18 protein-coding genes and 1 pseudogene are annotated in these 26,924 nt (G+C 63.6%); 9 read left to right on the forward strand and 10 right to left on the reverse strand.

Features of this window, described 5'->3' with window-relative positions; genetic code table 11:
- Window positions 1-253: 253 nt before the first annotated feature.
- The 6 genes from IM25_RS23645 (at window position 254) to IM25_RS23670 (ending at window position 10,566) form a co-directional block, all read left to right on the forward strand.
- Window positions 254-733 (forward strand): hypothetical protein, encoded by a 480-nt coding sequence (locus IM25_RS23645; protein ID WP_065996592.1) that lies wholly within the window; start codon window positions 254-256, stop codon window positions 731-733.
- Window positions 730-1,398, forward strand: coding sequence for a DUF6308 family protein (locus IM25_RS23650; protein ID WP_065996593.1), 669 nt, complete (start codon window positions 730-732; stop codon window positions 1,396-1,398). Before IM25_RS23645 ends, IM25_RS23650 begins: the two co-directional genes overlap by 4 nt.
- 197 nt (window positions 1,399-1,595) lie before the next feature.
- A complete protein-coding gene (locus tag IM25_RS23655) occupies window positions 1,596-4,328 on the forward strand; it encodes a hypothetical protein (protein ID WP_033098615.1) in 2,733 nt (910 codons plus the stop codon).
- A gap of 3 nt (window positions 4,329-4,331) precedes the next feature.
- A complete protein-coding gene (locus IM25_RS23660) occupies window positions 4,332-5,828 on the forward strand; it encodes a hypothetical protein (RefSeq protein WP_033098614.1) in 1,497 nt (498 codons plus the stop codon).
- 14 nt (window positions 5,829-5,842) lie between these two features.
- Window positions 5,843-7,972 (forward strand): site-specific DNA-methyltransferase, encoded by a 2,130-nt coding sequence (locus IM25_RS23665; protein WP_033098613.1) that lies wholly within the window; start codon window positions 5,843-5,845, stop codon window positions 7,970-7,972.
- Window positions 7,969-10,566, forward strand: a complete 2,598-nt coding sequence (locus IM25_RS23670; RefSeq protein WP_033098612.1) for a DEAD/DEAH box helicase — start codon at window positions 7,969-7,971, stop codon at window positions 10,564-10,566. Before IM25_RS23665 ends, IM25_RS23670 begins: the two co-directional genes overlap by 4 nt.
- A 292-nt stretch (window positions 10,567-10,858) precedes the next feature.
- On the opposite strand, the gene IM25_RS23675 is transcribed toward IM25_RS23670, so the two are convergent.
- The 7 genes and pseudogenes from IM25_RS23675 to IM25_RS23705 form a co-directional block, all read right to left on the reverse strand.
- Window positions 10,859-11,365 (reverse strand): hypothetical protein, encoded by a 507-nt coding sequence (locus IM25_RS23675; protein ID WP_052040183.1) that lies wholly within the window; start codon window positions 11,363-11,365, stop codon window positions 10,859-10,861.
- 138 nt (window positions 11,366-11,503) lie between these two features.
- Window positions 11,504-12,226, reverse strand: a complete 723-nt coding sequence (locus tag IM25_RS23680) for a YfbU family protein (protein WP_052040182.1) — start codon at window positions 12,224-12,226, stop codon at window positions 11,504-11,506.
- A 236-nt stretch (window positions 12,227-12,462) separates the two neighbouring features.
- Complete coding sequence (locus IM25_RS23685; protein WP_033098622.1) at window positions 12,463-13,476, reverse strand: hypothetical protein; 1,014 nt, start codon at window positions 13,474-13,476, stop codon at window positions 12,463-12,465.
- A gap of 5 nt (window positions 13,477-13,481) precedes the next feature.
- Window positions 13,482-14,570 (reverse strand): annotated as a pseudogene (locus tag IM25_RS23690) (site-specific integrase).
- Window positions 14,571-14,923: 353 nt separating this feature from the next.
- Complete coding sequence (locus IM25_RS27525) at window positions 14,924-16,258, reverse strand: hypothetical protein (protein WP_335739996.1); 1,335 nt, start codon at window positions 16,256-16,258, stop codon at window positions 14,924-14,926.
- Between the two features lie 348 nt (window positions 16,259-16,606).
- On the reverse strand, window positions 16,607-17,386 hold the full coding sequence (locus tag IM25_RS23700; RefSeq protein ID WP_157127016.1) for a hypothetical protein: 780 nt from the start codon (window positions 17,384-17,386) through the stop codon (window positions 16,607-16,609).
- A gap of 470 nt (window positions 17,387-17,856) precedes the next feature.
- Window positions 17,857-19,002, reverse strand: a complete 1,146-nt coding sequence (locus IM25_RS23705; protein WP_157127017.1) for a hypothetical protein — start codon at window positions 19,000-19,002, stop codon at window positions 17,857-17,859.
- Window positions 19,003-19,735: 733 nt separating this feature from the next.
- On the opposite strand from IM25_RS23705, the gene IM25_RS23710 reads away from it, so the two are divergent.
- From IM25_RS23710 to IM25_RS23720, 3 genes are all read left to right on the forward strand, one after another.
- Window positions 19,736-21,136 (forward strand): glycosyltransferase 87 family protein, encoded by a 1,401-nt coding sequence (locus tag IM25_RS23710; protein ID WP_232333510.1) that lies wholly within the window; start codon window positions 19,736-19,738, stop codon window positions 21,134-21,136.
- A 5-nt stretch (window positions 21,137-21,141) separates the two neighbouring features.
- On the forward strand, window positions 21,142-22,395 hold the full coding sequence (locus IM25_RS23715; RefSeq protein ID WP_157127018.1) for a glycosyltransferase family 87 protein: 1,254 nt from the start codon (window positions 21,142-21,144) through the stop codon (window positions 22,393-22,395).
- 166 nt (window positions 22,396-22,561) lie between these two features.
- Window positions 22,562-23,416 carry a class I SAM-dependent methyltransferase gene (locus IM25_RS23720; RefSeq protein ID WP_033098618.1) on the forward strand — a complete coding sequence of 285 codons (855 nt, stop codon included), beginning with the start codon at window positions 22,562-22,564 and terminating at the stop codon, window positions 23,414-23,416.
- Between the two features lie 19 nt (window positions 23,417-23,435).
- On the opposite strand, the gene IM25_RS23725 is transcribed toward IM25_RS23720, so the two are convergent.
- The 3 genes from IM25_RS23725 to IM25_RS23735 all read right to left on the reverse strand — a co-directional run bounded on the left by IM25_RS23725 (window position 23,436) and on the right by IM25_RS23735 (window position 26,762).
- Window positions 23,436-25,325 carry a glycosyltransferase gene (locus tag IM25_RS23725; RefSeq protein ID WP_065996595.1) on the reverse strand — a complete coding sequence of 630 codons (1,890 nt, stop codon included), beginning with the start codon at window positions 25,323-25,325 and terminating at the stop codon, window positions 23,436-23,438.
- A 240-nt stretch (window positions 25,326-25,565) separates the two neighbouring features.
- Window positions 25,566-25,784: a hypothetical protein gene (locus tag IM25_RS23730; protein WP_033098607.1), complete on the reverse strand. Its 219-nt coding sequence runs from the start codon at window positions 25,782-25,784 to the stop codon at window positions 25,566-25,568.
- A 267-nt stretch (window positions 25,785-26,051) separates the two neighbouring features.
- On the reverse strand, window positions 26,052-26,762 hold the full coding sequence (locus IM25_RS23735; RefSeq protein ID WP_232333511.1) for a hypothetical protein: 711 nt from the start codon (window positions 26,760-26,762) through the stop codon (window positions 26,052-26,054).
- Window positions 26,763-26,924 lie beyond the last annotated feature (162 nt).

The following is a 26,924-nucleotide window of genomic DNA, read 5'->3' on the forward strand; positions in this document are numbered from 1 at the left end:
TTCGAAAGGGATCGACCTGTCATACTTCGATCCGGCCATCCCCGCCGTACCCCTTGCGGCGGGGATGCTCTCTGCGGTCAGGCACTCGCTCATCGCCGACCAGGGCCGCGACGTCGTAGACACCCCTGGGGTGTCGTCTACCCCACCTGAGGTCGGACCCTGCGGGATCGCACTCGTCCAGAGTCGATGCGTGGTCGAATCGTCTCGGCTGGCGTGCATGATGAGAGGCCACCGACACGTACCGAGGGGAACGATGTTCACCGCATTACGCGGCCGATTCCGCACACGATCGGTCACAGCCCACGCGCCGACCACCGAAGCGCACCGGAGCGGCACACCCGCGCAGGCGAAGGCCGATGCGGCAGCGCACACGCACGCCCAGATGCAGATCGAGACATTGGAGAAGTACCTCGGCTCGCTCACCGAACAGGACCGCGCCGAGTACATCGCCGCAGCACAAGACCTCAAAGATGCGATGAACGAGACCGGCACCGAGGATTTCCGCGCCTGCCACCGAGGGGGACGGCCGCCCGGTGACCACAGCGTCCCCGACGGAATCCGCTCGCTCCAGCAGCTACGGGCACTCGCTCGTACGATCCGCACCTCGAGCCGGCCTGACCCGACGGAAATCGCCGCTGCGGCGAACGCAGGCACGTCCGCCGCGACTCCACACACCGACCCGGGAAGCGGCGACGACACCGACCCGGACCCAGCCGGACAGCAGAAGCTGTGAACCGCGCCGGCGGCGCGGCCGCGGCCACCGTGTTGGTGATCGCCGGCCGCAGCATCGACATCGACACTGCGGTCGCCAAGGCCCACGGCTATCCGGCAGTGACCGTGGCCCGCTACGACCTGCCTGGCCCCGGACCCGCCGCGGTGATCACCGCCGACGAGATCGCCCGCACCCACAAGGTGCGCTCCCGCATCAGCCACGCCCACCGCGACTGGTTCATCCGCAGCGCCGTCGACGCCCCGTGGGCGGCGGTGCCGATCGCGGCACAGCTGGTCGACGCCGACCCGAACATCAGCGGTGGACTTTACGACCGTGCCGAAGCTCTCTACGACCATTTCCGCACCGCCGCGCCCCGGCAGGTGGGGGTCGCCGAGATCAGCAAGGTGCTCCACCTCAAACGCCCCGGCTTGTTCCCCATCCTCGACTCGAAAGTCATGGCGTTCTACCGGCTCCACGCTCGTGCCGCCGCGGCCCGCTATCCCCATCGCGGCAGGCGTGCGATGTTCTGGGCAGCCATCCGCGACGACGTGTGCGCCAACCTCGACAGCGGTGCCCTCCCACTGTTCCGCCGCCGCCTGGCGCAGTCCGAGAGCGAGCAGGTCCGCCGGATCGCGACCCTGACCGACGTGCGTCTGCTCGACCTGCTGACCTGGGCTATCTCCTGAGGTAGCACGGGCCAGCTGGGTGCTTGCTCTGGCAGCTTCATTCGAGTTCTTCGGTTTCCGTGGGTGCCGGATGGCATGTAGCGAAATCGATCTATGGAGCGAACTACAGAGTGCAGCTGTGCGTTCACGGCCTGCCAGCGTCGTGATCTAGGCCGCGGCCTCTACTGCTGTCCTGCACGAGTTACATCGGAGGATGCTTGTCGACGAAAGTGACGGGCGGCGCAAGCAGCGCGGTTGCCGCTTCTTCACATGCGGCGTGTGCGCGGTTCCGTGGCACCGACCCCCTGATTACCGGCGTTACCCGACGTAAGCTCGCAGAACAGGTCGGCCATTCCAAAGGCCCTCAGAGCGCCATCCCGTTGCTGCGTTGGATGCGCGCGATGATGTTCGAACGGCTCGTCCGCGACAAGCGCTTCGCGTCCGAGGTGGTCACCGTTTCCGTCGGCGCCCTGGGCCTGGAACGGCCGCAGGCCGTTGTCGTAGCCGACGCCCACATCGACACGAGCAAGACAGCGTCCGCATTAGAGCTGGCGCATAATGCTGCCGTCACGCATGGACATGCCACTCTGATCCACCAATTGGCCGTTCCATTTCTCGGGCTCGAAGGCGAGAACGCTACGGACACGCATCCTGACTTCGCGGTGGTTGCGCCCAAGGCTCCAAACAGTGACGGCAAGTCTGACGGTTCATGGTTGATCGTCGGCGACGCCAAGGACTATCAACGAGTGCGCGCCAAAATCGAGGATGGCCGTCTCCTCAAAGGATTTCTGCAGGTCGCCCTAGGTGCCGAGTCCGCCGCAGCATGGACGAAGCTGCCCGCAGGAATGGACGTTCACACATTCGGCATCCTCGCCGTACCTCGCAACTCTTCCCTGTCTCCGACTGCAGTAATCGAGAACCTGAACGACCATCGTGAAGAGGTCCGTATGCGTGTTCGAGAACGCGCTTCCGAAGCGGCCGCCTTCCCTCCGGAAACCCGCGCCAACTTACCGGCCCATCTTGCACACTTACAGGCCATCTATTCTCCGGACACCTGTCCTAGCTGCGACATGTTCATGTTCTGCCGTGCCGAGCTGCAGAAGTCGACCGACCCGGCCGACCTACTGATCGAACTGGGAGTCAAACCAGAAGTCCGAACACAGGCCGTGGGACTGATTGATGGCGTCACCCCCGTCGGCAAGATCCCGAACTCGGTCCGCCAGCAGATCGAGGCGACGCTCGCAGGAAACGGCATGCTATCCGGTCAGCGGCGCCTCGACCCGATCGGGCAGCCCGGTACGGTCAACGTGGTGCTGGTCAAGTCGGACGGTGCGACCCTCGGTGTGTACGGCATCGCTGTCCAGCGCGTCACAAAGAATGCTGTCGAGCCATGGCACGTTTCGGTGTACGACAACCCGGACAGCGACGCCACCCGACGATCGATCATGAAGCTGCTTGGCAGGGAACTCAACAAGGCCATTGCAGAGCAATTCAGGATGAACGCCGACGCTCCCGCCCCCGTCCACCTCGTTGTGCCCGACTCGACAACGGCCGACCTGCTGGTTTCGATCGCTGACAGTGTGGCCGGCAAAGAACTTTCTCGGTTGCGCTGGGAGCGCGACAAACAGCAGGGGCGTCCAGCGCTCACCTACAACGGCGAGCCTGCCGCCATTCCCTCGTACCTTCCAGAGAAGGACCGCGTAGCCGTTTCATTCCTGTTGGAGCAGGACCGAGCACGGACTATGCGGGCCCGCTCTACCATTGTCGACTTGCGCAGGGCACTTGCCTCTCTCGTGACGGCCGGCGGTCCAACCGGCAACTCTCTTCGTCTTGACTACCTCGCGCCGTGGGTAGACCCGAGCGAACCTCTGATCGACCACCGCGCCCTAGCAGAATTGATCGAGAAGTCGGCTCACTCGGTCGGCGCGCAGTTAACCCCGACCCAGTCCAATGCGATTCACCATGCGTTCACAGGTGACAAGCCCGGGCTTCCGCGACCGGCCAAGCCGAGCGTCTACCACGACTTGATCCGCACCGAGATCGAATACAAGACCACCGTGTTCGACAAGGCCTCCCGGATTCTTCAAACCGAGTTCGACCTCTCAAAGCTGCAACCAGCGGTGCGCACCGTAGAGGCCGACGCCCAGCGCCTCTGGCGTCGACGACTCGACCTGCACGCATTCGACCTTGTCCGGTTCGATCGCACATCCCGCTGGTGGCGCAACGACGTGGTGCCGATCCTCGAAGCGGACGACAAGTTCACGGCCCAAGTGACAGCCTTGACGAACCCGCTTGCAGCCTACGACGCAGCTCAGGATGCAGGCACACGCCACCTCGCCCTGGCACGAGTGATCAACGACGCTCCGTTGACGCTCGAAATCGACTCCCGCCGCATCGGCGACGAGTCGCGCATCGTCGCACTTCACTGGAACGGCTACGCCCTAGTAGAGACCGACGAGGTCACCGTTCAGGTCCAAAAGGGCAGCTTCAAGCTCTCCCACATGCCCATCGGTGAACTTACAGCCGTCGGGACACACCCTCGCCAATACAGATGGTCACCACACCACGATCCCGGTTTCACCGTCGGCGACGAGGTGATAGTCGCAGATTTCTCGTGGTTCTCCGATAACAAGAGCGACGTGTGGTTGAACATGGCCCGCCCGAGCGTCGACTCGTCGTCCGCGCCCAAACCCGCCTGCACCCCCGACTCATTCATCGACGACCCGGCCAACCATCAGTGGTGCTGCAAACCTCACGAGGCGGCCGAAGCCGAGTGGTCAGATATCCTCGCAGACCGCCGTGCCCGCGGAGAGCTCAATCCACAAGTATGGCCGCCCGTACTGGACTCAGACGCGTTCGACGTCAACGCCGCTGACGAGAGCCTGCCCGATCCGGCCGATCGGCCGGCCACACAACCACCCGACGAGCTGACGATGGACGACGTGGAATAGCTGATGACTGTCACATTTACATCCCCGTCGCTTGTCGCTACCGATGCCTACCACCACTCGCGTGCCGCAGCGCAGAACGAAGCGGCGGCCACCTTTGCCAAGGGCCAGCTGCTCGACGCGCTCAACGGCAGCTCGGACATTCAGCGCATCCTGCTGAAAGCTGCCGCCGGGGCCGGCAAATCATTCCTGCTGCGCGGTCTGGTCCGCGACGCCATCGATCAACCGCAGTGCCTGCGTGTCGCCGTCACAGCCTTCCAGAACCGGCAGCTGTGGCCGCTTGCCGCGTCCCTCGGAAACGACATCGGTAAGGACCGTGTGTGGCTGTGGGCCTCCAAGCGCGTCTTCAATGACGTGCCGGACTGGGTCAAGACGTCGGCCACCGTCGTCGACTCGGTCAAAGCGATTCCCCAAGACGTACCTGTCGTGCTGACCACAACACACATGCTCGGAATGACCCGCCAGCACATCCGAAGTCACTTCGGCACATCTTTTCACGACGATTACCGATTCGACGTCTTGTTCGTCGACGAGGCATGGCAATTGCCGCACCACCTGTTCGACAAGATCACCTACACAGCACCTATCCACGTGGGTGTCGGTGACGTCGGGCAACTGCCACCCTTGGAGATTGCCGAAAACCCATGGCGCGGCGACCCCGGCTTCAACCCCTATCGCGCCTGGCCGACCGCCTACGACGACGACCCCAACACATGGGCCACCGAACTGCCGGCGGTCTGGCGCCCGACAGGCGAACAACTGGGATTGTGGCGTGCGTTCTACCCCGAGTGGGAGTCACTCAACTGCGTCGCCGCACCCGGTGACCGATCAATCGGACTCGGCACTCTCTCCGGCCTGGCAAAGACGGTGTGGGAGTCCGTCGCTACCGGCGTCCCCACGCTCCTCGAAGTCGACGGATTGCCGGACGCCGAAGCTGCCGACGTCGACCTGCCACTTATCGAGTTCGTCGAAACCCTTCTCGACGACCTGTTCTCAGCAGGGTTCACTCTTTCCTCCCAGATCTACAACGACGACGGAACACCGAGCGGCAAGACCAAGGAGGAACGCCCCGGCGCCGATGCGGACGACCCTCTCGTCGCTATCCTCGCCACCCGAAATCAGGCGGTTGACGACGCCACCGACGCTGCCGCCCGACTCAGGGCCAAACACAATCTGATCGAGTCCGACTTGATCGCGTCCACCGTCGACTCGTGGCAGGGGCAGACGAACGGCATCACGATCGCCCTCCATCCCCTCACCGGCGCCTCCGAGTTGGACGAGTTCAACTCGGCGTTCGGCCGTCTCGCAGTGGCCTGCACACGCGCTACACATGGATTACTGATGGTGTCGCGGCCCGGACTCGACAGGCTGCTTCAAGAAGCACCTGTACGCCCAGGTACTCCATTCGGTGAACCGGGGAACCGCCATTTGCCCCGTCAGACCCATCAGCGCATCCTCGCCACCTTCGCACGAGGGGTCGCCACAGTCTCACCGACTCCGTAAGAAAGAATCGACCCGTGTCACGCCTCAACGACCTCATCCGCCACGTCGCCAATATGGATCCTCAGCTGGCGAAGGACCTGCAGCGCGAAACCGACGCGCTCGCGGAACGCCGACCGTTCGGACTGAACTTCGAACGACACACGCCCGAGGCGGTGGAATTGCCGGGCCGGCCAGTGCGCAAGAACGACAAGGTACGCATCCTGCCAGACCGTGGCGAAATGCCGAAGAAGGAGAACGAGCGTCTCTATCGTGTAGCGAGGACTTACACCGAAGAAGGCCAACGGTGGGCTGACGTTGTGGCGGTGGACGATCCCGACGAGGGGTGGTCCGTGCTTGTGGAGGACCTCGTCGTGGTTGCCGAGTTCCGAGACCCGATCTATCCCGGGCTCGTCTCCACGGGGAAAGTCGAGCGTGGCGGCGACAAGCCGTTCCACACTGTCATCAACTCCGAGAACTACCATGCACTCCAAGCGCTGCTATTCACGCATCGGGGCAAGGTCGACGCCATCTACATCGACCCCCCGTACAACACCGGGGCCAAGGACTGGAAGTACAACAACGACTACGTGGAGTCGGACGATCACTATCGTCACTCCAAGTGGCTTGCGTTCATGGAGCGTCGCCTCTTCCTTGCGAAGGAACTACTCAACCCCGACGACTCGGTGCTCATCGTCACAATCGATGAGAAGGAGTATCTGCGGCTGGGATTGCTGCTGGAACAGTTGTTTCCCGAGGCTAGAATCCAAATGGTGACGTCGGTTATCTCCCAGCGCGGAGTCGCGCGCGACGGCACGTTTGCTCGCGTCGATGAGTACCTGTTCTTTGTTTTCATCGGCAGCGCGAAGATCTCGTTTACCCCTAGAGATCTTCTTGGATCTGTTGAGTCTGAAAAGCCACGTCAAATGTGGTTTCAATTCCGACGAAACGGCGAAGGGTCATTGCGTGTAAACTCGCCAAACCTTTTTTACCCCCTCCTCATTGAACCAGAGACTCGACGAATCATATCCGTGGGAGATCCACTGCCACTTCAATTCGACCGTAGAGAATTTCCAGTTCCGGCCGGCTTGGAGGCTGTTTGGCCGCTTCGCGAAGACGGTACCGAAGCCCGTTGGAGAACCGGTGTCTCGATTGCGCGCCGCAACGCCGAAGCTGGATACCTCCGTGTGGGACCAATGAATGAAAAGAAGGGGCTTCGACCGGTGCTTTTCATCAACGAAGGGGGGGTCAAGGCGATTGAGAGCGGAGAGATCGAAGTTCTCGGTAGGGGAGAGAGTGGTGAAGTGCTTCTGGGTAGTGCTAAACGTGAAGCGGTGCAACCCAAGACTGTGTGGAACAGCCCGGCTCATGATCCCGGTTGGCACGGTAGTCGAATGCTCGCCTCGTTCCTTCCTGGAATCCGCTTTCCGTACCCGAAGTCGCTATACGCGGTCGAAGACTCGCTCTCCATTTACGTTGCCGACAAGCCAGAAGCCGTAATCTTAGACTTCTTTGCTGGATCTGGCACGACAGCGCACGCAACATTTCGTCTCAATAAGCGAGATGGTGGCCACCGTCGCTCAATCGTGATCACGAACAACGAAGTGAGTGCTGAAGACCAAAAGGGCCTACGTGCGGGAGGGCTGCGCCCCGGCGACCCTGAGTGGGAGCAGTGGGGCATCTGCGACCACATCACCAAGCCCAGAATAGAGGCTGCCGTTACAGGCAAGACCCCGATGGGAGAGCCGATCAAGGGGGATTACAAGTTCACGGACGAGTTTCCGATGGCGGACGGATTCGAAGAGAATGTCGAGTTCTTCACCCTCAGCTACGAGTCTGCGATGCGCGTGTCCTCTAACCGCGAGTTCGCCAAGGTTGCGCCATTTCTATGGTTACGTGCCGGAGCGCGCGGGCGGCGCATCGACGACGTCTCCACTGGTTGGGACGTGGCTGACGCGTATGGGGTTATCGCGAACCTGGACCTAAGTGAACCATTTATCAAGACGGTAGAGGCGCAGGAGGGTCTGACCCACGCGTTCATCGTCACCGACGAGGACCGACTGTTCGAGGCGATGGTGCGACAGTTACCCGAGCACGTCGAACCAGTCCGCTTGTACTCGTCCTACCTGCGTAACTTCGAGATCGAGGCAGGAAGGGCCGCACGATGAAGTTCACCCTCAAGCCGTATCAACGCACCGCCCTCGAAGACATGCTTGTGACGCTTGACCGCGCCAAGACGATCTATGAGCGCGAGACGACACCGACGTCTGTTTCGCTGTCCGCAACCACGGGTGCTGGCAAGACGGTCATCGCCTCAGCCGTTATTGAGTCGCTGTTCTACGGAAACGACGACTTCGACTTCGAACCAGATGACGGCGCCGTCGTCATCTGGTTCTCCGACGACCCGAATCTGAACGAACAGACGCGGTTCCGCATCATGGAGGCGTCCGACAGGATTGTGTCGACAGACCTTGTCACCATCGAACCCCCCTTCTCGAAGCCCAAACTTGAGCCGGGCAAGGTGTACTTCCTCAACACACAGAAGCTCTCGAAGTCGTCGCTTCTCACTCGCGGGCACGAGATTCTTACTGAAGACGAGGTCCTGGACGGGATGCACTCTTCTGTCCAGCCCGACCTGCAGGGATACACGATCTGGCAAACCATCGCCAACACGATCGACGACCCCGATCTCACGCTTTACCTGATCGTCGACGAAGCGCACCGGGGGTTCGGCACGAAGGCGACCCGAGACAAGTCCACGATTGTCCAGCGCCTCATCAACGGCCACGCCGGGTACCCGCCCGTCCCGATCGTGTGGGGAATCTCTGCCACCATCGGAGACTTCAAAGAGGCAATGGATGACGCGGCCGTATCCGGAGACCGCCGATACCTTCCCCCAGTCCAGGTCGATGGTTTCCAAGTGCAAGAGTCCGGACTCGTCAAGGACATCGTCAAGATCGACATCCCGGCCGAAGCGCAGGCCATCGACATGGTTCTGGTGCGTCGAGCCGCAAAAAAGCTGAAACGCTCATCCGAACGCTGGCAGAAGTACTGCGAGTCGCAAGGGTTGCCGAACGTCGTCAATCCACTACTGGTACTGCAGGCGCCCAACACGCCAGATCACGACAAGCTGGGGCAAGCGCTTGACGTCATCTTCGAGGAAATGCCGGAGCTGGGATCGGACTCCATCCGGCATGTGCTGGGCGAACACACCATGCAGACCTTCGGAGCGCATCAGGTCAACTGGATCGAGCCGCAAGTAGTCGAAGACCGCACCCATGTTCGGGTGCTTATAGCCAAGGACGCGATCTCCACAGGATGGGACTGTCCACGAGCGGAAGTGCTCGTCTCGTTTCGGCCGGCGAAGGATCACGACCACATCCAGCAACTCCTCGGCCGGATGGTGCGCACACCGCTGGCGCGGCGAGTCCCGGGCGACGACGAACTCAACTCCGTCGACTGCCTGCTGCCCTTCTTCGACCGCAAGACCGCCGGCGACGTCGTGAAGTTGCTGACCGCTCAGATCGACGGCGTACCCGACCCGACAGGTCGGAAAATGATCCTCGAAGAGTGCGTCATGACGCCCAACAAAGCGATTCCCGACGAGGTCTGGACGGTGTGGGACAACCTGCCGTCCATGACGATTCCCCAGCGCGGCACTTCGCCGGTGAAACGTCTTGCCTCGCTCGCTCTTGCCCTGTCAACCGATGGTGTTCGCCGGGACGCACTCGCCGAGATGGCTCGGAAAATCCACAAGGTGCTCGATGAGTCGGCCGAGCTGTACAAGAGTCGGGTGAAAGCAGCCACCGCTGAAGTGTTAGCAGTGCGTCTGCAGGAAATATCGGCGAAGTTCGGCACGAAAGGTGTCGGATACACCGACATCGTCGAGCAAGCCGACGAACGAGCCATTCGAGTCGCGTTCGAGGACGCACGCAAGGCGTTCGGTTCCGATATCGCACAGACATATGTCGACCATCTGACGGGTGAAGACGACAGCGACGATGTGTTACGCGATGCGTTCGTGCGGGCTGCAGCACTCGCTTGTGTGCCGGAGGTCCGGGAAGCGGTCGACAAGAAATCGGACGAGCTTGCTGAGGGGCTGTTCGAGGAGCATGCAGACGCGATCCAGGACTTGCCTGACGATCGCCAACAGGAGTATCGCGAGATCAACGCGCTCGCTGCGACCCCTCAGATCAGCCGGCTGGGGCGGCCGCGCACCCGGATCGAGGACTACATCGAGGAGGTCGACGATCAGTGGCGCCGAGCCGAATTGGTGAAGTTGCACCTGATGTCGGATGAGAACGGAGATGCGCCTATCACCAACCTTAATGACTGGGAAGGCGAGATCGTCAAGTACGAGATCGCACGATCAGGGGCGCTCGCGTGGTACCGAAACCCGCCACGCCAGACCGCCGACTCGCTCGGAATCGCCTATCGCGATGAGACAACCGGCAACTGGCGTTCGATGCATCCGGACTTCATCTTCTTTCATGAGATCGAAGGTGAGCCTAAGGCGTCGATCGTGGACCCCCACGGCCACCACTTGGACGACTCACTGGTAAAGCTTCAGGCGCTTGCCAGGTTTGCCGAGCAGCATGGTCATGCGTTCCATCGGATCGAAGCCTTGAGCAAAGTTGGTGACGTGATGAAGGTGTTGAACTTGCAGGACGAAAATGTGCGGTCCATCGTCATGAGTGGCGGTCGGACGGTGGACTGGTACTACAACTCCCAGTTTGCTGGTAACTATTACGCGGAAAACTGAGGGATCGCGCCCCTGCCATGGGCGGGGCCTGTCCGAGCTGCCGCACGTCAGGGCATCACGTCAGTTCATCCGGGGAATTGCACGCATCTCAAGTCGAGGCGAGACCCAATCCGTAAGGGGTTGATAGTGGTATCGTGTGGTTGCCCAAGGCAATAGCCGAGGGAAGCGGTTCGTGTAGGAGGTCTCCGGAGTGTAAGTACCCCCTGTGGGCAGCTCCACCTAGCGGTTTCCAGCCTTGCGCGCCCATCATGCTCAAGAAGAGCCCCACCCATGGGTGGGGTTCTTCTCGTTGTCAGAGCGTGAATACCTCGATCCGGTGTGCGATCTTCGCTCTCATCTGGCCACCGCGGCCCCAGGCCCATGCATGGATATCGGGGAGCCACAGCAGTGGATCGCTCGGGGAAGCATGATGGTAGACGAACGGCGCATCGGCGCCCAAGGCGTCGCGGATGGTCCGATTATCCTCCCGATCCTGATTGCAGGATTCGATAAGGACCCGGCTCACCGAGAGCGTCGCCAAATCCCGAACGGCGGCCCCGAGAGTGAGATCACGGGCGCTTCGTTCGGGCATCTTTCCCGACTTCACGACGTAGAGGCGACTGGCCGCGTCGAGCTTCGCTACCTCGGTGACCAGCTTCGGCGCCTCCTTCTTGCTGACAGACTTCATGTGAATCCGTGCGCTTCCTCGCGGACGCAGCGCTTCGACCTGCTTACGCAAGGCTGCGACATCTCCGCCGGCGACGGTGACAGCGCAGAGCATGTAGCCGTCACGCTTGGACTCGTCAATGAATGCGTGCACAAGCGGGGATCTTGTCAGTGGAGGGTGCAAAGGTAAGTCCGGGCACCGAACCAGGTAGTCGCTGCGTCGGCGATGACAGCTCCCGACCTGGTGGTTTCCGACCTACGCCCGCAGTTGCGGATTCTGTGCAGATCCGCATCATCGGAAGCTGACCCCCGCCAACTCGATGAGCTCTTCGAGGTCGAGACGGTAGGCATCGAGAGAATATCCCCGGCTCTTGGCGCGGGCGGTGATGATCGGCCGGTAGTTATCCAGCAGAAGTCGGTAGAAGGGTAAACACCGGTGATGAGAGTTGCCGTCGTCGCCGATCTCCTCCAGTCGTGGGCCGACTTCCGACCATCTCCTTCCGCGCACCAGGTACTGCACATATGACAGCAGTCGACCTTCCAGCTCGTCGCTGATGTCGAATCCCTGGAACCGCAGCCGGTCGATGCGCTCTTCGCCGAGGACGGCTCGATCAGCAGGGCTAAGCGCCTCGATGCTTGCGCTCAGGACGCGGAACATATCGAGCAAGTCCCAGACCAAGGCGCATTCGGTGCGGGTGAGTTCCGGACCGACCGCAGCGAACACGTCGCCGTACTCGCCGGCGTACCCTTCCTCGAGAGTTTCGCTTCGTCGTGCGTAGTAGTTGGCCTCATCCGGCACAAGAGCGGCCAGGATCCTCGACTGGTTCGCGAGCAGCAGCCGTTCGGTCATCGTCAGTGATTGAGGAACATCGCCGCGACGCATCTCCACGTCGCGACCGAGCAACTGATCGATCTGGTCCCGCAACAATGCACTCACGGTTGCGCCCTTGGATTGGGCCAGCGCCTCAAGCTCTTCTCGGGTCTCGTCGCTGACGCGGAGCGTGAGGGTGGCCATCGGATCCTCCAAGTAGTCTGAACTACAGACAAGAATACAGTATTTATCTTCGTAATACCGCCTTACGTCACCGTGCGCGTAGCCCCCCTGACGGCTGTGCTGTTTACCGATCCCTAACCAGCACGCTTTTAGAGCGAACCGAGGTCATGTCGCAAGGCAGACCGATTGTGGTCTTCGCATGCATTACTTGTATTGCTTGCCTGAATCTCCCGGCCGATCCTGCCCGTAGCTGCCGATTACAGCCCCTCCAACAGTCCCATCAAGTCCTCGAGGAGCGCGTCGGCGCGGGCTTCGATCTCGTCGAAGACGTCGGTGAGGCTTTCGAGGGTCTCGTGGTCACGGCGGCGAGCCTGGGCGCCGCGATCATAGTAGTCGGGGTCGAGGACGATATCGGGCTCGATCCAGGAGTCGGTGTGGTCCTGTGGAGTAACAGACAGCGCCTTGCGCGCCGGGGACTGGCCGGACAGATGCGCCCGTACCAATGCCGATACCGATTGTGGGGTCATCGATTGCGCGTGCGGGAGGTGTCCCCAGCGGTCGATCGGACACAGCAACGGTTGCCGGGCCTGCTCGGCATCGAGCGGATCCGCGATGATATCGACGGGGTCGGTGAGGTGGTGGCGCAGCAGGTGCGTGCCGGGGTGCTGGTCGAGGAAAGTCTGGATCTCCGCCCACCGCCGATAGATCGCGGCAGCCGGGTTGCCCCCGGTCTCGGGATCCTGTGCGAGACGGAAGCGTTCGCCGGCCCGGGTCGTGGCCACCAGAGTGTTGCCGTCGAGGCGGATGTCGCGGCGGCGCAGCCGGGTGAGGTCGGTGAAGCTCATGCCGGTGGCGGAGAGGACCAGGAGCAGGGCGTCGCGGCGGCCGAACAGTCCGCTCGGCCACCCTTCGGTGGGCAGCTCGGCCGCCCGCTGCAGGAGCAGCCGGGCAATCCGATCGAGACGCGAAGTGCGGGTGGTGTCGAGGTGGCGGCGCACCGTCTCGGTCCGCCCCGGCGGCGGGTAGCCGTGGCGGGTGTGGACGGCGTTGATCGCCGACAGGCGGCGCCGCTGCGTCGCGACCGCGGCGGGGTGCTCGTGCAGGAACAGCGCGAGGGTCTCCGGGGTGGCAGGGATGGGCCGGTGGTCGGCGGCGGCGCACCAGTCGGCGAACAGCGCCCAGTCGTGCCGGTAGCGGGCCGGGATGCGCAGGCCGAGGTCGGAATCGTGAACCTCGTTGCGGCGGATGCCTTCTCGTGCGGTGCTGGTCATCGCGGTCACAACCCGAGATTCGTGACAGCGTTCCCGATGAGCGGGGCGTGTTCGCGGGCGTAGGCCTCCAGCATGGCGGGGGTGCTGTGCCCGGTCTGGCGCATGATCGTGTGCGCGGACGCGCCGTTGCGGAAGGCCTGGGTGACGAACCCGGCCCGCAGCGAATGCCCACCGAGCTGTTGGACGATCTCCGGGTCGTAGCCGGCCCGGGTGGCGCGGCGACGGATGGCCTTGTGCACCGCCACCCCCGACAGGGCGGTGTCCGAGAGATTGCCGTTCTTCCGGATCGATCGCAGCCACGGTGATGACGGGACCATGCGCGGCCGCACACCGCGGCACACATGCGCTTCGAACGGCTCGGCGGTGCGGAGCAGGCGGATGACGGCGGGGCGGCCTCCAGCGTCGGAGGCGGAGACGATCTGCGCCCACCGCATCCACGCACACGGCGGGCAACTGGTGTGGTTGTGTATGAACGGCAGCACCCGCACCGTGCCTCGTCCTTCCTGATCGGTCTTCGATTTCCGGAGGCGGATGTGCAAACCGTCGAGCCGGTGCAGGGACACGTCGTTGCAGGTGAGCGCGACGAGTTCGCTGCGGCGGAACGCTCCCGCGAAGCCGAGCAGCAGGATCGCACTGTCGCGGCGTTCGAGGACCTCGTCGGCCCAGCCGGGTGCTGTCCGCTCGCATCTTGTCGACGATGGTGAGGATGTCGGCGGTGAACAGCGGCGCTCGCGGACTGCGGGGCCGCTCCCCTGCCGCGGAGTAGTCGCGGCGGATCCCGGACAGGGTCGTGGTGACCAGCTCATCCGTCCCGGGGGCGGGATGGCCGGCGCGGCGATGGTGGAAGCCGATCCCGGCGACCCAGCGGGCCAGCGCGGCCGGGGAGTAGGCCCGCTCCCCGCCTCCGTCACCGTCGCGGCGGCATCGAGGAGGTAGGCGGCGACGGTGAGCGGATGCGCCGGCAACGCCGCATGCCCTTCCTGCCGGCGCCAAGCGGTGAAGCGGGCCCAATCGGCGGCGTAGTTGCGCCGCGTCGACTCGGACCGTGACCGCGAGACGGTCCCTGCCACCTTCGTGAGGGCCTCGGCTGACAGGGCCGGGACGGACGGCACGGCAGGGTCCCCGGAAGTCGGTACAGGCGGCGAAGAGTCGTCCGGGCGAAAGCCGACACGGGTCCGTGCTCGACGGCAATGAGCGGCGTATGTGTCGGCTCGAACGGCGCCCGCCCTGACGCCTCTGGTGAATCCTCAGGGTGGGCTTTTCTCGCCGTAACTCATCGGCCCATCGGTGAGTAACGCCATGACAGGAAGATCTCAGAGGCACCGGTGTTCGGGGTGGTGACGTGGACCGAGCCGCCGAAAGCCCGCGTAGTCTTCCGTTCGTAAGTCGCCGGCATCCTGCGCGAACAACCAGAAGTGAGCTTGGGATCTGTGTTCGCCCGTCCGATTCAGTGCGGTTCGGTGAAGAATTTGTCGCCGCGGTCGTCGTCGGTCCCGCGGAGGTCGGGAGGAGGTAGCAAGGTATCGGCGAAGCGGTACGAACAGCCGATGTCGTCGACCGATGCGATGCCCCAGTTGTCGCGGAACCACGCCACGCAGGTCGTGGCGATCAGGTCCAGATCGCGGCTGAAGAAATAGCCGTCGGTGCAGTCGTCGAAGTGGTTGTCGAAATACCAGCGATCGAGCACGACGCCGGCGGTCGAGTAGTCGGCGAGCAACAGGTGTCCGAGCTCGACGGTCGAGCGGCGCAACAACATCACGTCGTTGTCGAGTACCTGGATCTGCGCGCACACCACCTGCTCGTCCTCACCCCCGTCGCTGTAGTCGCGTGGTCCGAGGTCGAGAACGAAACCCACCGGCTTGTCCGTCATTGACTCGACCAGCCAGCCGGCCATTTCGGACCAGTGCTCCTCGAGGTGCTGCGGTTCCGGCCCGACGGACCAGGTGTGGCCACAGTGCCGGCACCGGTAATCCGGCAGCGCACCGTCGTCGCCAGGGGTGCATCCGGCTGCGATCGTGCCCGGAGGCGGCGGCGTGGGCGGCATCCCCCACATCAACCGAAGCGCCTGATGACGGCTGCATTCCGGACACGGTGGGCGCTGGACGAACAGGATGTCCATCACGGTCGGCCCGTACGGCTCCTGCAGCTGCGCATGGCACCGAGCGCAGACCCGCACCGCCAGACCCGGCCGCGGGAACATTCCCATATCTGCGGCATCCTCGTCGTTGCAGAGGTGCACCTCGAGAACACTCGGTGACTCGTGCCCTGAGACTGCGGCAGAAGGGCCGGTATCGCAGCACAGGCACTGCGCGGCTCCGACGATGTCCACACCCGTGTCATCGTGCTGGAGGCGGGTAGCGGCGCAGCCGGTGGTGTAACGAAGCTGCCACGGCGTCGGTTCGCTGCGTTCGGCATCGTAAGCAGCCATCCACCGTTGTGCATAGTCCGGATCGAGGGTGGCCGGTGCGGTCGGCATCGGCTCGCCCATGCGCTGTTCGATGGCGGGCACCGAGATGCCGTCCGTCTCGGCACCGGCGCTGTCTTCGGTGTCGCATCCGCGGTCGGCCGAACTCGACGTCAGAGTCTCGATGTTGAGGATCATCGGCTCGCGAGCGGGCACAACGATGATGACCGTGTCGCCGGACTCGTACTGCGCCGGCATCTCCCAGAGCGGATGGGCAGCGTCAGCGATGTGGTCGAGTGCGAAGTACGAATCGAGAGCATCTCGGCGAGGCGACAACCGGCACAGGTGGACCCGGGGTGCTCGTGTGTGTGCGTCCATACCGACGAGCATGGCACCAGTGGGCGACAGCATCACCCGAGCGAGAGAAGCGTACGAGCATGCCGGAGTGGACAATCTGGACCCTTATCGGTCTCCAAGCACTCGGGAATGCAACGGCGCGAGAACTCCATGCGCTGATCGAATACCCAGGGGTACGGATGCAGGCCTGCCCGCCCCGGTGCTCCTACATCATGCGTAAGTGCGGATACTCTCGCTGCGCTGCGCCGATGTGGGCTGCTGCCGGTCAACGCTGGGCACTGCCGAGTGCGAATGGTTGGAACGAGAAGTGACCGGCAAGATAGGGCATCTACTGGAGGGAGATGAGAGTGCAGTAGCCGCGCCCCTGTCCTACACCTCGGGGAAGGACGGGCCGTAGGTCAGCACAACGCGTAGCGACCGGGCCAGGCTTTCCCAGTGGTCGTAGTTCTTCGGGCGCTTTTCGAGAATCAGGACCGGTTTCACCTTGGCTGTGCTGGCCAGTCGATGGGTATAGTCCAGGACTTGCCCCAACCCGAGACGAATCTGCTGGTCCTGCTTGACGCCGCCCAGGCTCTTGACTTCTCCCACGTAGAGCGTCTTTTCCTTGGTCCAGCCGATGTCGAAGGCCGGTGCGCCTGGAGCCGGACGCAGGGCGAGAATGCCGTGGCTCGTCAGATGCTCTTGGAGCTTTTTCACCGTGTCTTGGTGGGCGACGGTACCGGCGTCGAGTTTGTCGAGGTCCTCCTTCAAGATCGTCGCAGGGTGGGTGGACCCGCGATGAACCACCAGCGGACCACCGAACACGCCGTTACCGGGTGCAGGCAGGACGACAGTGGTCCCCTTCGATGAGCCGAGACGTCGGCAGGGTGCCGGCTTCCTCTTGAGCAGGTTGGCGAATCCGGCGGAGTCGACCACATGCACGTGCGGGTGACGCAGAGCCCGGGCTTCTTGGACTGCGAGCAGCTTTCGGCTGTAGACCTGATCTGGGTCGGCCACGACATTCGCGTTCAGCTCGCCGTATACGAGCAGAGTCAGCGAGTGGGAGAAGTCCTGCACGACGGCGTCCGCACCGCGGCCGAGTGCCAAAGTTCTGCACTCTTTTTTGGTGTGGTGGATCCCGTTGATCCTCACCCTTCCGGTGAAGGTCACATGGTGCCCCCGCAGGGATCTGACCCAGCCGTCACAGTCATGTATCGACATCGTTCTCCTCATGGTCACATGTCCACTCCACGATGCACGATACGGCCGTTCCAGACCGACACAGAAGCGAATCAGGCTGCAGAACAGCGTGTTTCAGCGACTTGTGGTGGTCTTCCATCTCGATCTGATGCCGGTGTCGTCGACCGATCCGTTGACCACCGCAGGGATGTGCTTCCAACGCCGCCGACCATGCGCCCTCTACTTCGGACCCGACCGATGCCAGCGACTACGCGGAGTCCCTTCCCGACAGAACCACACCGGCGCATTCGACACCACCATCAACGGCCATGGGGCCCGATGGCTCCATCTGCCAGGGGCCAGCCGGATGGGACCCGGCGACTGCCTTACGGGAACGGTTGATTGCTCTCGCCCAGGACTCACCCAACCAATTCCGCGAAGGCGCACCAATCCCTAGGGGTTCAACACACCGGATCATCGGTGTCGTTGCTGCGGGTAGCGTTCAGCGACGCGAGTTGCACGGTGCCGGTATACGGTGCCGACGATCCCAGATCCGATTCACCCTCGGAATACAGGTGAACGTTGATGTAGCCGGGATCGTTCGTCCGTCGTGATACCGCATCCCGGGCATGGTCTGCGAGACGTTCCGAGTGGTAGTCGATGCTCAGGCAACTGTGGGGTCCGGTCGCGTTCGTGCCCACCACTCGGCTGTCCTCGACCGCATCCTCGGGCAGCAGTTGCCGGGCGGCATCCAGGGCCACATCCTCAGTCACCGCTGTAGCGAACACCAGATCAGCGCTCCACAACTCGTGCCCGGCCCGGCCACCCCCATCGGAATAGTCCTCGAGGCACAGCACGGTATCGGCGTCAAACTGGAAGGCGTATCCCTGACCGAAGGTGAACTCCCCCAGCCGAGAGGTGCATTTGGACAGCGGCACCGGTTCGAAGCGTCCCTGGTACCAAGACAGGGTCGAGGCGATACCGCGCATCCCGTTCTCGTCGACCGGCCCTGAGGACAGGGCTCGTTCGACAGGTGCGGGCTCTGCGGAGGCGCTCACCTGGGGGCAGAAGGCGGTGCGCAGATAGCTATACAGTCTCGACGCCGACGTTGGCGGCGCTCCCTGGTCGACGTCGTCGTCGATCACCTGTTCCCAGCTGCGGTATCCGCTGGCCACCTCCGCGCAGGTCTGTGCCATTACCACCGCGAAATCCTGCCGCTGGGCGAATGTGGTGGCTCGGCCGTCGAGTCCGTAGCCGGCGCCGTCGGCGCGGGCACCGAGTTCACACACCAGCGCATCGCTCACCCCCGCTGCCGCCAGTCGGGTCTCGACACTGCCGTCCGACGCCTCGACGGGCAGCCCCTCGTCATCGCCACACGGCTGTTTCTTCTGCGGCGTGGTTTCCGAGGTCATCGTCGCGCCGGCCGAGGCGGAGGTCTCAGGCAGCGACTGGGAACCGGTCTCGTCACTCGGGCCACAGGCCACGAGCACCGTCGTCAGTACGCCGCACGCGGCCAGTGAAGCCGAATTCTTCGTAATCACGGGTGTCCTCCGAGTTGTTGCGCTATCGAAAATTTCACCGGGTGAATCCTCCGGAAGACGTGACAATGACGTGTCCGGTCGCGTAGACAACACACGACGCCTTTGTGCATACGTATTTACACGTATTCATCGTGGTCTTGGGCGGACGAAAGCCGATATTTTACGAGGTGGTCACCGTTTTCCTGATGGCCGGGCGGTGACGACGGGCGGCCACTGATGTGGGAAGATCTGCCACGGGGTCAGTTGTGTCACCGTGGCAGATCTTCTCAGGGGCAGTGGAGTTTTCGGGAAGAACCCTCCGATCTTCCCGGTGGACTCCGGTCAGACCACGGTGTCGATCAGGTCTGCGCTGCCGGTCGACAGGGTCTGCAGGACGACGTTGAAGTTCTCGATGAAAGCACTCAGGATCTCGGTCATCGTTTTCTCCTCGTGTCGATTCGGACCCGGCCCGATCCGGTCCGGGTCGCCCTGGCGTTTCCTGGGCTGTTTATCTATTACCCGCCGCAACAGATGCATAACCTTCCCCCCATAGAAAATGGGTGATCTGTTTCACATCAGTTTCGTAGAGAGCCAGAATTGACCGAGTCAGCATGCCTTTCTTTCTCAACCGGCGACGAAGAGCAGGACGCAACCTTCTGCATCTCCAAGGACGCCTACCCCTGCCAGGATCGCTGCGGTTGTCCGAAGCTTTCGACAGCACGACCCCGGGTAGGGACTGCTCATGGCTTCGGCAGGTGTGTTGGAGTCTGAGCCGAGGACGGTACCGGCCTAGGTTCGGATCATGCGGAGAGGACACCGAGTGCAGCATCGACAATACGGGCACGGACCGGCAGGAGATGAACACCTGCCTCGCTGGTGGCCGGCCGGGGCGATGGTCGTTGCCGCGCTGGCCTTTCTCGCCCACGATCGGTTGCTCGGCTGGCACGATCACTACGGGTTGTTCGGCAATGCTGTCGATGCGGTGGTTTATCGCCATGGCGGGATGACGGTGCGGACCTCCGAGCCGCTGTACAACTTCGTGTTGTTCGATCTGCTGCCCTTCACCTACCCACCCTTCGCGGCACTGGTGTTCGTGCCGCTGTCGATGCTTACGGTTGCGGGCACGATGATCGCGGTGCACCTGACGAATTTCGTGCTGCTGTATCTGACGGTGTGGTTGAGCTGGCGTGCTCTCGGCTATCAGGACACCACGCGTCTGCGCATCGTCAGCGGCGCGCTGGCGGTGGCGTGTACCTGGCTCGAACCGGTCCGGATGAGCATCTGGCTCGGGCAGATCAACCTGCTGCTACTGGTACTGGTGCTGTGGGATCTGTCCCGGCCCGAGGCCAGCCGGTTGCGGGGCATCGGGGTGGGTGTCGCCGCCGGACTGAAACTGACCCCGGCCTTGTTCATCGTCTACCTGGCGGTGGTGCGGCAGTGGCGCGCTGCGGTCGTCGCGGCCGGTACCTTCGCCGCCACCATCGTGGTCGGCTTCGTGGTGATCTTCACCGATGCCTGGACCTACTTCACCGACGCGATCATCCGGTCGGACCGGATCGGGTTGATCTCGTCCCCGGCGAATCAGTCGATCCGCGGGATCCTCGCGCGCACCCTGCACACCGACGAGCCGTCGATGTGGCTGTGGCTGATATGCGCTGCGGTGGTTGCGGCCGCCGGACTGAGTGCAGCGGCCCTGGCGCAGCGCCACGGTGAACAGTTGCTGGCGCTGACCCTGTGTGGTCTGACCGCGCCGATGGTCTCCCCGTTCTCGTGGGGACATCATTGGGTGTGGACGGTGCCGCTGCTGGTGCTGTGCCTGGACCGAGCGCGGCGCCGACGCCGCTGGTGGGGTTATCTTCTCCCCATAGCTGCGGCGTTGCCGCTGGTGGCGTGGTACCGCTCCTATCCGGACGGAGTGGTGGCCATCGGCACCTTCATGACCCCCGCCGAACCGGTGCTGCGCACCGTCGCGCAGTGCGCCTATCCCCTCATCTTCGCTGTCGCGGTGACAGCCGTGCTTCTCGCCTACGGTCGGCGCACCCCACCGGCCGGCGCGGCGGTCTGCGACGCCGGCAGTACCGACAGGCCCGCCGCGCCGCGCAGCACACCCCCGATCCTCCCGTCATCCCCCGCACGCAGCAGTGGGCACCAGGACACCGACACCACCACGTCAGAAACCCGCCGCGACCGCGGGCACGACCCCGCCCCGCCCGTATCGTGACCGGCATGTCCGTCCTGCCTCGTCTGCTCGGCGCGATCGAACCTCGCACCGCCCGCTCGCTGCCTCAGGCGGCCACCTACGCGCTGTGGCCGCTGGCGGTGCTGATCGTGCTGCAACGACTCTGGTGGGCGCTGTCGGAGCCGTTCCCCTTCGGCCGGTTCCTGACCGTGTACGACGCCTCGTTCGCCTTTATCAACCCTCACCTCGCCGAGCACAGCGATCCGGCCGCACTCAGTCCCGGTGCCGCAATGCTCACCGCGCCCCTGGCGGTGATGACACCCGAGACGGCCTGGTGGTGGTGGCAGGGCTGTTCCGTCGCAGCACTGCTCACAGCCTGGTGCCTGGTGCTGCGGGTGCTGCACCTTCCGATGCGCTCGCCGGCGACGCCGGTGCTGCTGGGTGGAATGTTCCTGTGCGGTCCGGTGACTTCCACCCTGCTCACCGCCGATCTCGGCGCGTTCGTCCTGCTCGCCCTCACCCTCTGGCTGCTTCTGGCGGTGCGCCACCGCGAGGTGGTCGCGGCGATCACGCTCGGGGCTGTCGTGGCGTTGATGCCGGTCTTCGCGGCGTTGCTGATCGTGCCGCTGCTGCGGCGCCGCTGGGTCCAACCCCTCCTCGCCGCCGCGGTCGCCACCGCGATCGCCGTGCCGGTGTGGATTCGTACCGGCGAGTTCGGGTTCTCCGCCCTCGATTCCACCCCCGGCTCATCCCGGTCGGTGTTCGCCGTGGCCGACTATCTGCATCTGCCCACCGTGGTGGCGATCCTGCTCGCCGCGACGATCGTCGCCGGCGCGGTCGCGGCCCTGGTGCTGCTGTATCTGCGGCGCGAGGAGCAACCGTTGACGGTGTTGACGGCAAGTGGGATCGTCTTGCTCGCCAGTTGCCTGCTCACGCCGATCGCCACCGCGGCTTATTCCCTTACGTTGGTGCCGCTGGTCGCCAGCGTGGTACTGGCCGGTTCGGTGCTGCGTAGTTGGCCGGCTTGGCTGGCCGTCTATGCCTTCGGCACCGACGAGAACTGGTCCTCGGCCCACTTCTTCGCATTCGGCACCCACCTCGAGATGCTGCGCCCCACCCTCGGCTGGATGCTGCTGCTGGCCACCAGTCTCACCATGCTGGCCACCGGGCATCGCACTCCTGTCGGCCCGATCCCTGACCGGACGATGAAGACTTCCCCACTCGAGTGGGACTCCTCGGGAGGCGAACACGACTCCCCGACGACCGGATCCTCGTCGGCTCCGGAACCCGGCGCATATTGATCACCGTCGCAGCACCCGAGCCGAGATCGTTCAGCGCCCAACGATCCCCGCACGGGACTACGCTCCCTGGCCGTCATGGGCTACGTACAAGATCGTCTCGTTTGCGGAGCAGAGGGTGATCTGTCTACGTTCGGGGGCACTGCCGAGCAACGATCTTGGAGGCATGATGCGCAGACGGTGGCGAACGATGGCACGCGGCAAGCTGCAGCGAGCGCTGGCCGAAGTCGTCGATGCCTCTGCCCAACGCTCCTGTGAACTCCAGGACAGACACCACGACCGGGTGCTCGCCGAATTGACCACCACGACCGCCCAACTCGCGGCAGTCCTCGAGGAGCTCAAACACACACGATCCGAGGTGAGCGATCTCAAGGACCGTCTCGCCGACTTCGAACAACGCCAACGCCGCGATCTGACCTACGCCATGGACCGCACCGCCACCGACACCGCCGCCGCGTTCGCCGTCGCGAACATGCCGACCGCCACCATCTGCGATCACCCCCATCAGACGCTGCGTTTCGCTCTCGAACAGGTGCGTATACCCGGCCTGGCCCTTGAGTTCGGAGTCGCGTCGGGCACCACCTTGTCAATCATCGCCGAGGCGCTGGGAGACGACCATCCGATCTTCGGATTCGACGTGTTCACCGGACTTCCGGAGACCTGGCGCAGCGGCTTTCCCGCCGGCGAGTTCGCCCAACAGCACCTACCCGAGGTGCCCGGCACCGAACTGGTATCCGGACTGTTCGGCGACACCCTGCCCGAATTCCTCGAGACGCATCCCGGCGACGTCGCCTTCGCGCACCTCGATGCCGACCTGTACTCGTCGACGACGACGGTATTCGATCTGCTCGGCGCTCGACTCGTGCCGGGCACCGTGCTTGTGTTCGACGAGTTCTTCAACTACCCGGGATGGCCCGAACACGAATTCCGGGCGTGGACGGAATATGTCGAACGCACCGGCATCAACTTCGAGTACCTGGCCTACACGCGCAACAACGAGCAGGTCGTGGTGCGGCTGCGATAGAGCGCCCCCGCTCGTGGCGCTACTGCTCGTACAGGCGTGCCCAGTTCTGCCGGTCGGACAGCTGCGGCAAGGCGTCGCGGTATCTGCTCTGTACTTGAGCACCTTCTGCGCGCAGACGCCGCAGCACCGAGGTCATGCGCCGGGTCAGCTGCCGCGCGGCGTACATATCGCGCGTACGCACTCGCACCCCCGACTGGGAGGCATCGGTGACCACGGCATGGTCGAACAACGACACATGCCACCAATGCGCCTCACCCGCAGGAATGCTCACCACGCCGTGCTGAGTGCGGCCTAGCCACTGGTAGGCAGCCCGCTTGGCCCGCACCAGATCCAGGCGCTTCTTGTCGGGCCGAGGCCCCGCCTTGCGCACGACCACATCTGCCCGGCGAACCCCCGGAACAGCATGCGCCGGATGCTTGATCGTCTCGGGAAACCGCATCCGCTCCTCGCGGATCGACTTCAACGCCATTTGACCACCATCGGCAAGCACATCGGGTCCGGCCAAGAAGTCCTCGATACCCCGCAAGGTGGTGTGCGCCAAACCGTACTGCATGGACACGATGTACTCGGTGATCTCCCGGGTGAGCACCTTGCCCAACTCCGCAGTGTCGAAGTCGCTGTGCAGCGCCGCGACGATCAGCGAGTTACGGACGCTGAAATACTTCGCCCAGTCGTCGCGGTCCTTCCAATGAAAATCGGCATGCCATACCCCGGCATTGGGCAAGGTCACCGTGACGAACCCGGCAGCGCGCGCCCGGATCCCGTATTCGATGTCGTCCCACTGGAAGAACATCGGCAGCGGCAGTCCGATCCGGGTGATCACCTCGGCCGGAATCAGGCACGACCACCACGCGTTGTAGCCGGCGTCAACCCTTCTGTCCTGCTGCTTTTTGACCATGTCGGCGTCGTGCAGCGAATTCTGCGCCCACCGCCCGGCCTTGAGTTTGGTCAGATCCGCTTCCTCCGCACTGACATGCAGATTCCGCGGATTCATCAGATACAACATCTGAGCGCCCACGAGTGTCGGTTCCGAGGTGACATTGGCGAACGCGTTCATGCGCAGCACCGACTCGGGTTCGCAGAGGATATCGTCGTCCATCAAGATCACGTTTGCGTGTTCATTGATCGCCGACGCCTCGTACATACCCCGGGTGAAACCGCCGGCACCACCCAGATTCGGTTGCCGGATGTAGATCAGCTTTTCACCGAGCCGCTCGGCGACCTCGACGAACAATCTCTGCTCGGACACATGGTCGGTGCCTTGATCGACGACATAGACCGCATCGATACCAGCGACCATCACCGGGTCGGCTGCAATGGCGGCGAGGGGCTGCGCGCAGTCCGCAGCCCGATTGAACGTGCAGATCGTGATGGCCGCGGGCCGGATCGTCGACGGCGAATCGACCGTCCATTCAAGGTCTCGGATCGTCAGCGGACCGTCGACAGCAACGAACTCCACCCACAACGCCCCGCCGTCGAGGAAGCAGTCCAATGCCGCTGACAGCGACGTCACCGACGAACCTTCGATCTGCACACTGCTCACCGTGCGGGCATGACCCTCGGCATCGGAGGCTCGCAGCAGGACCGTTGCCTGCCCCACAGCCTCGAAACAGAAGCCGACGCGAACCTCCCGTACGGTGGTCCACTTCTGGTAATAGCTGGCAGCGAACCGACCGAAGTAGGTGTTGGTGTCGACCCGCGCACCCTTCTCCAGGTTCAACACGAACCGCTCACGGTGTGCCTTGCCACCGCGAATGCGGGCATACAGGTCGTCGTCGACCCGAGGAGTCGGCGCGGCGAATACTCCGCGTGCCACCACCAGGCGTGCCGACGCCTCGTGTTCTACGAGCACGGCCCGTTCCGGCTCAGCATTCCCGATCGGCGGTTTCCCCGCTGCGGACATGGTCATGACGCTCCTAGCCGTTCGACGATCACCCGCAAGCCCCTCCATGGGTGCGTGTCGTCAGGGAGAGTATCAACTGTGGACTCCGCGACGCCCGGTACAGCAAGTCCGCTCTACGCAGAATCTCCGGAAGCCGCAGTTCACACAGGGCTGATATACATCGGCACCAACACAGATCCAGTGCGCACTGCGCACGACGAAGGCATCCCTATAGCGCGGTGTCAGAAAGCCTACTTCCGCTAAACGTCAGCGCCGTGGCGGGTCAGCCACCGCAGCACCATGCGTTCGGGGTTTGACGGTGTCCTCGTGGCCGACGAGCATCCACAGATAGCCGCGGCGCACCCCGAAGCCGCCGTCACCGGGAACGGTCCGCAACGCAGTCTCCACCATGTCGAGTCCCTGCGGGTCGTCGAGCAGGACGCGAGCATCGTCGAGTGTCCGGATCCCCGGGACTGTCTGGATCACGCACGTGTTTACTTCGTCGGGCGAGTACCACGCCGTGAACGCCTTTACTGGCAAGACCGTTCAGCGCGCTCAACCGTTTCCGTAATCGTTCGGTACTGCGGTCAGGACTTCTCGGATCAGAGTGCATCGCGCGCAGCTGCATCGAAGTCCGACGTTATGAGGTGTCTCGCAGTCTCCGGTCGAGGGCAGAGACGACAAGACGGCGCGGTTGTTGTCACCGCTGTATGGATGGCGCGCGTAGGCAGGCACGATCCGGGAGGGTCGCGGTCAGCGCACCTGCCGAGCGGTGTCGGCGGCCTTGCGGGTTGCCTTGATCACCGTCTGTGCCATGACCAGGTTGCCGCCGGCGCCGATGGCCATGCCGATTCCGAAGGGAGCGGCGCGGCCGAGCACGAGCACACCTTGGCGGGTGCCGTACTTGGTGATGAAGTTGTAGCCGAGCACGCGGTTGATGGACCGGATCGTCGTGGTGGGAACGGAATTGGTCAGCAATTTGCCCAGATGTGCCCCGCTGCGGCCGGCGGCTTTGCCGACGAACGACGATCCACCTCCCCCACCGAGCACCGTGAGCACGATCGCCTTCTGATGCTCGAGGTCGGTGAAGTCCATGCCGAGCACCTTCAACACCGACAGCACGTGCCCGGCTGCTGCGGTCAGAAACCACGAGGTGTCCCCGGCTGTCATCGCCAGCGCTGCTGTAGTTCCTACCCCTGGCACGGCCGCGGCCGCACCGGTCGCCGCGCCGGTGGCTGTCACACTCGACCAGAACGTCGTCTCGAGCTTCTTGAGCAGCTGCTCCTCGGTGGCGTCGGGATGGCGCTCACGTAACCGCGTCACCCGCGATTCGACCAGCTCCCCGGCAGCGACCAACGCTTTGTCCAGCAGCGCTATCGATTTCGACGACTCTGGGGCCGAGTCCGCCCCGGCAGCCTCCTCGCGTACGTCGTGGGCCGTCTGGGCCTGCCGCTCGTCGAACACTGATCACCCCTCACCGGTCGCTGACGTTCCGACAAGGCATATCAGACAACCGCGACAACCAGGCCCTGCGGACCGCCGAAAAGCGTCCCGAGCACCCCAGGCGACACGTCCGGACGGGACGGACCGCATCGAGGCACCAGAACACCTGACCTGGGTTCTCGG

This window comes from Rhodococcus sp. p52, from assembly GCF_000763325.2.
Taxonomy (GTDB): Bacteria; Actinomycetota; Actinomycetes; order Mycobacteriales; family Mycobacteriaceae; genus Rhodococcus; species Rhodococcus pyridinivorans.

Excerpts from the sequence above, each read along its gene's own strand:
- IM25_RS23720 (WP_033098618.1), top strand. The coding sequence starts at position 22,562 with ATGCGCAGACGGTGGCGAACGATGGCACGCGGCAAGCTGCAGCGAGCG.
- IM25_RS23685 (WP_033098622.1), bottom strand. The coding sequence starts at position 13,476 with ATGACCAGCACCGCACGAGAAGGCATCCGCCGCAACGAGGTTCACGAT.
- IM25_RS27525 (WP_335739996.1), bottom strand. The coding sequence starts at position 16,258 with ATGGACGCACACACACGAGCACCCCGGGTCCACCTGTGCCGGTTGTCG.
- IM25_RS23725 (WP_065996595.1), bottom strand. The coding sequence starts at position 25,325 with ATGACCATGTCCGCAGCGGGGAAACCGCCGATCGGGAATGCTGAGCCG.
- IM25_RS23645 (WP_065996592.1), top strand. The coding sequence starts at position 254 with ATGTTCACCGCATTACGCGGCCGATTCCGCACACGATCGGTCACAGCC.
- IM25_RS23715 (WP_157127018.1), top strand. The coding sequence starts at position 21,142 with ATGTCCGTCCTGCCTCGTCTGCTCGGCGCGATCGAACCTCGCACCGCC.
- IM25_RS23680 (WP_052040182.1), bottom strand. The coding sequence starts at position 12,226 with ATGGCCACCCTCACGCTCCGCGTCAGCGACGAGACCCGAGAAGAGCTT.
- IM25_RS23670 (WP_033098612.1), top strand. The coding sequence starts at position 7,969 with ATGAAGTTCACCCTCAAGCCGTATCAACGCACCGCCCTCGAAGACATG.
- IM25_RS23660 (WP_033098614.1), top strand. The coding sequence starts at position 4,332 with ATGACTGTCACATTTACATCCCCGTCGCTTGTCGCTACCGATGCCTAC.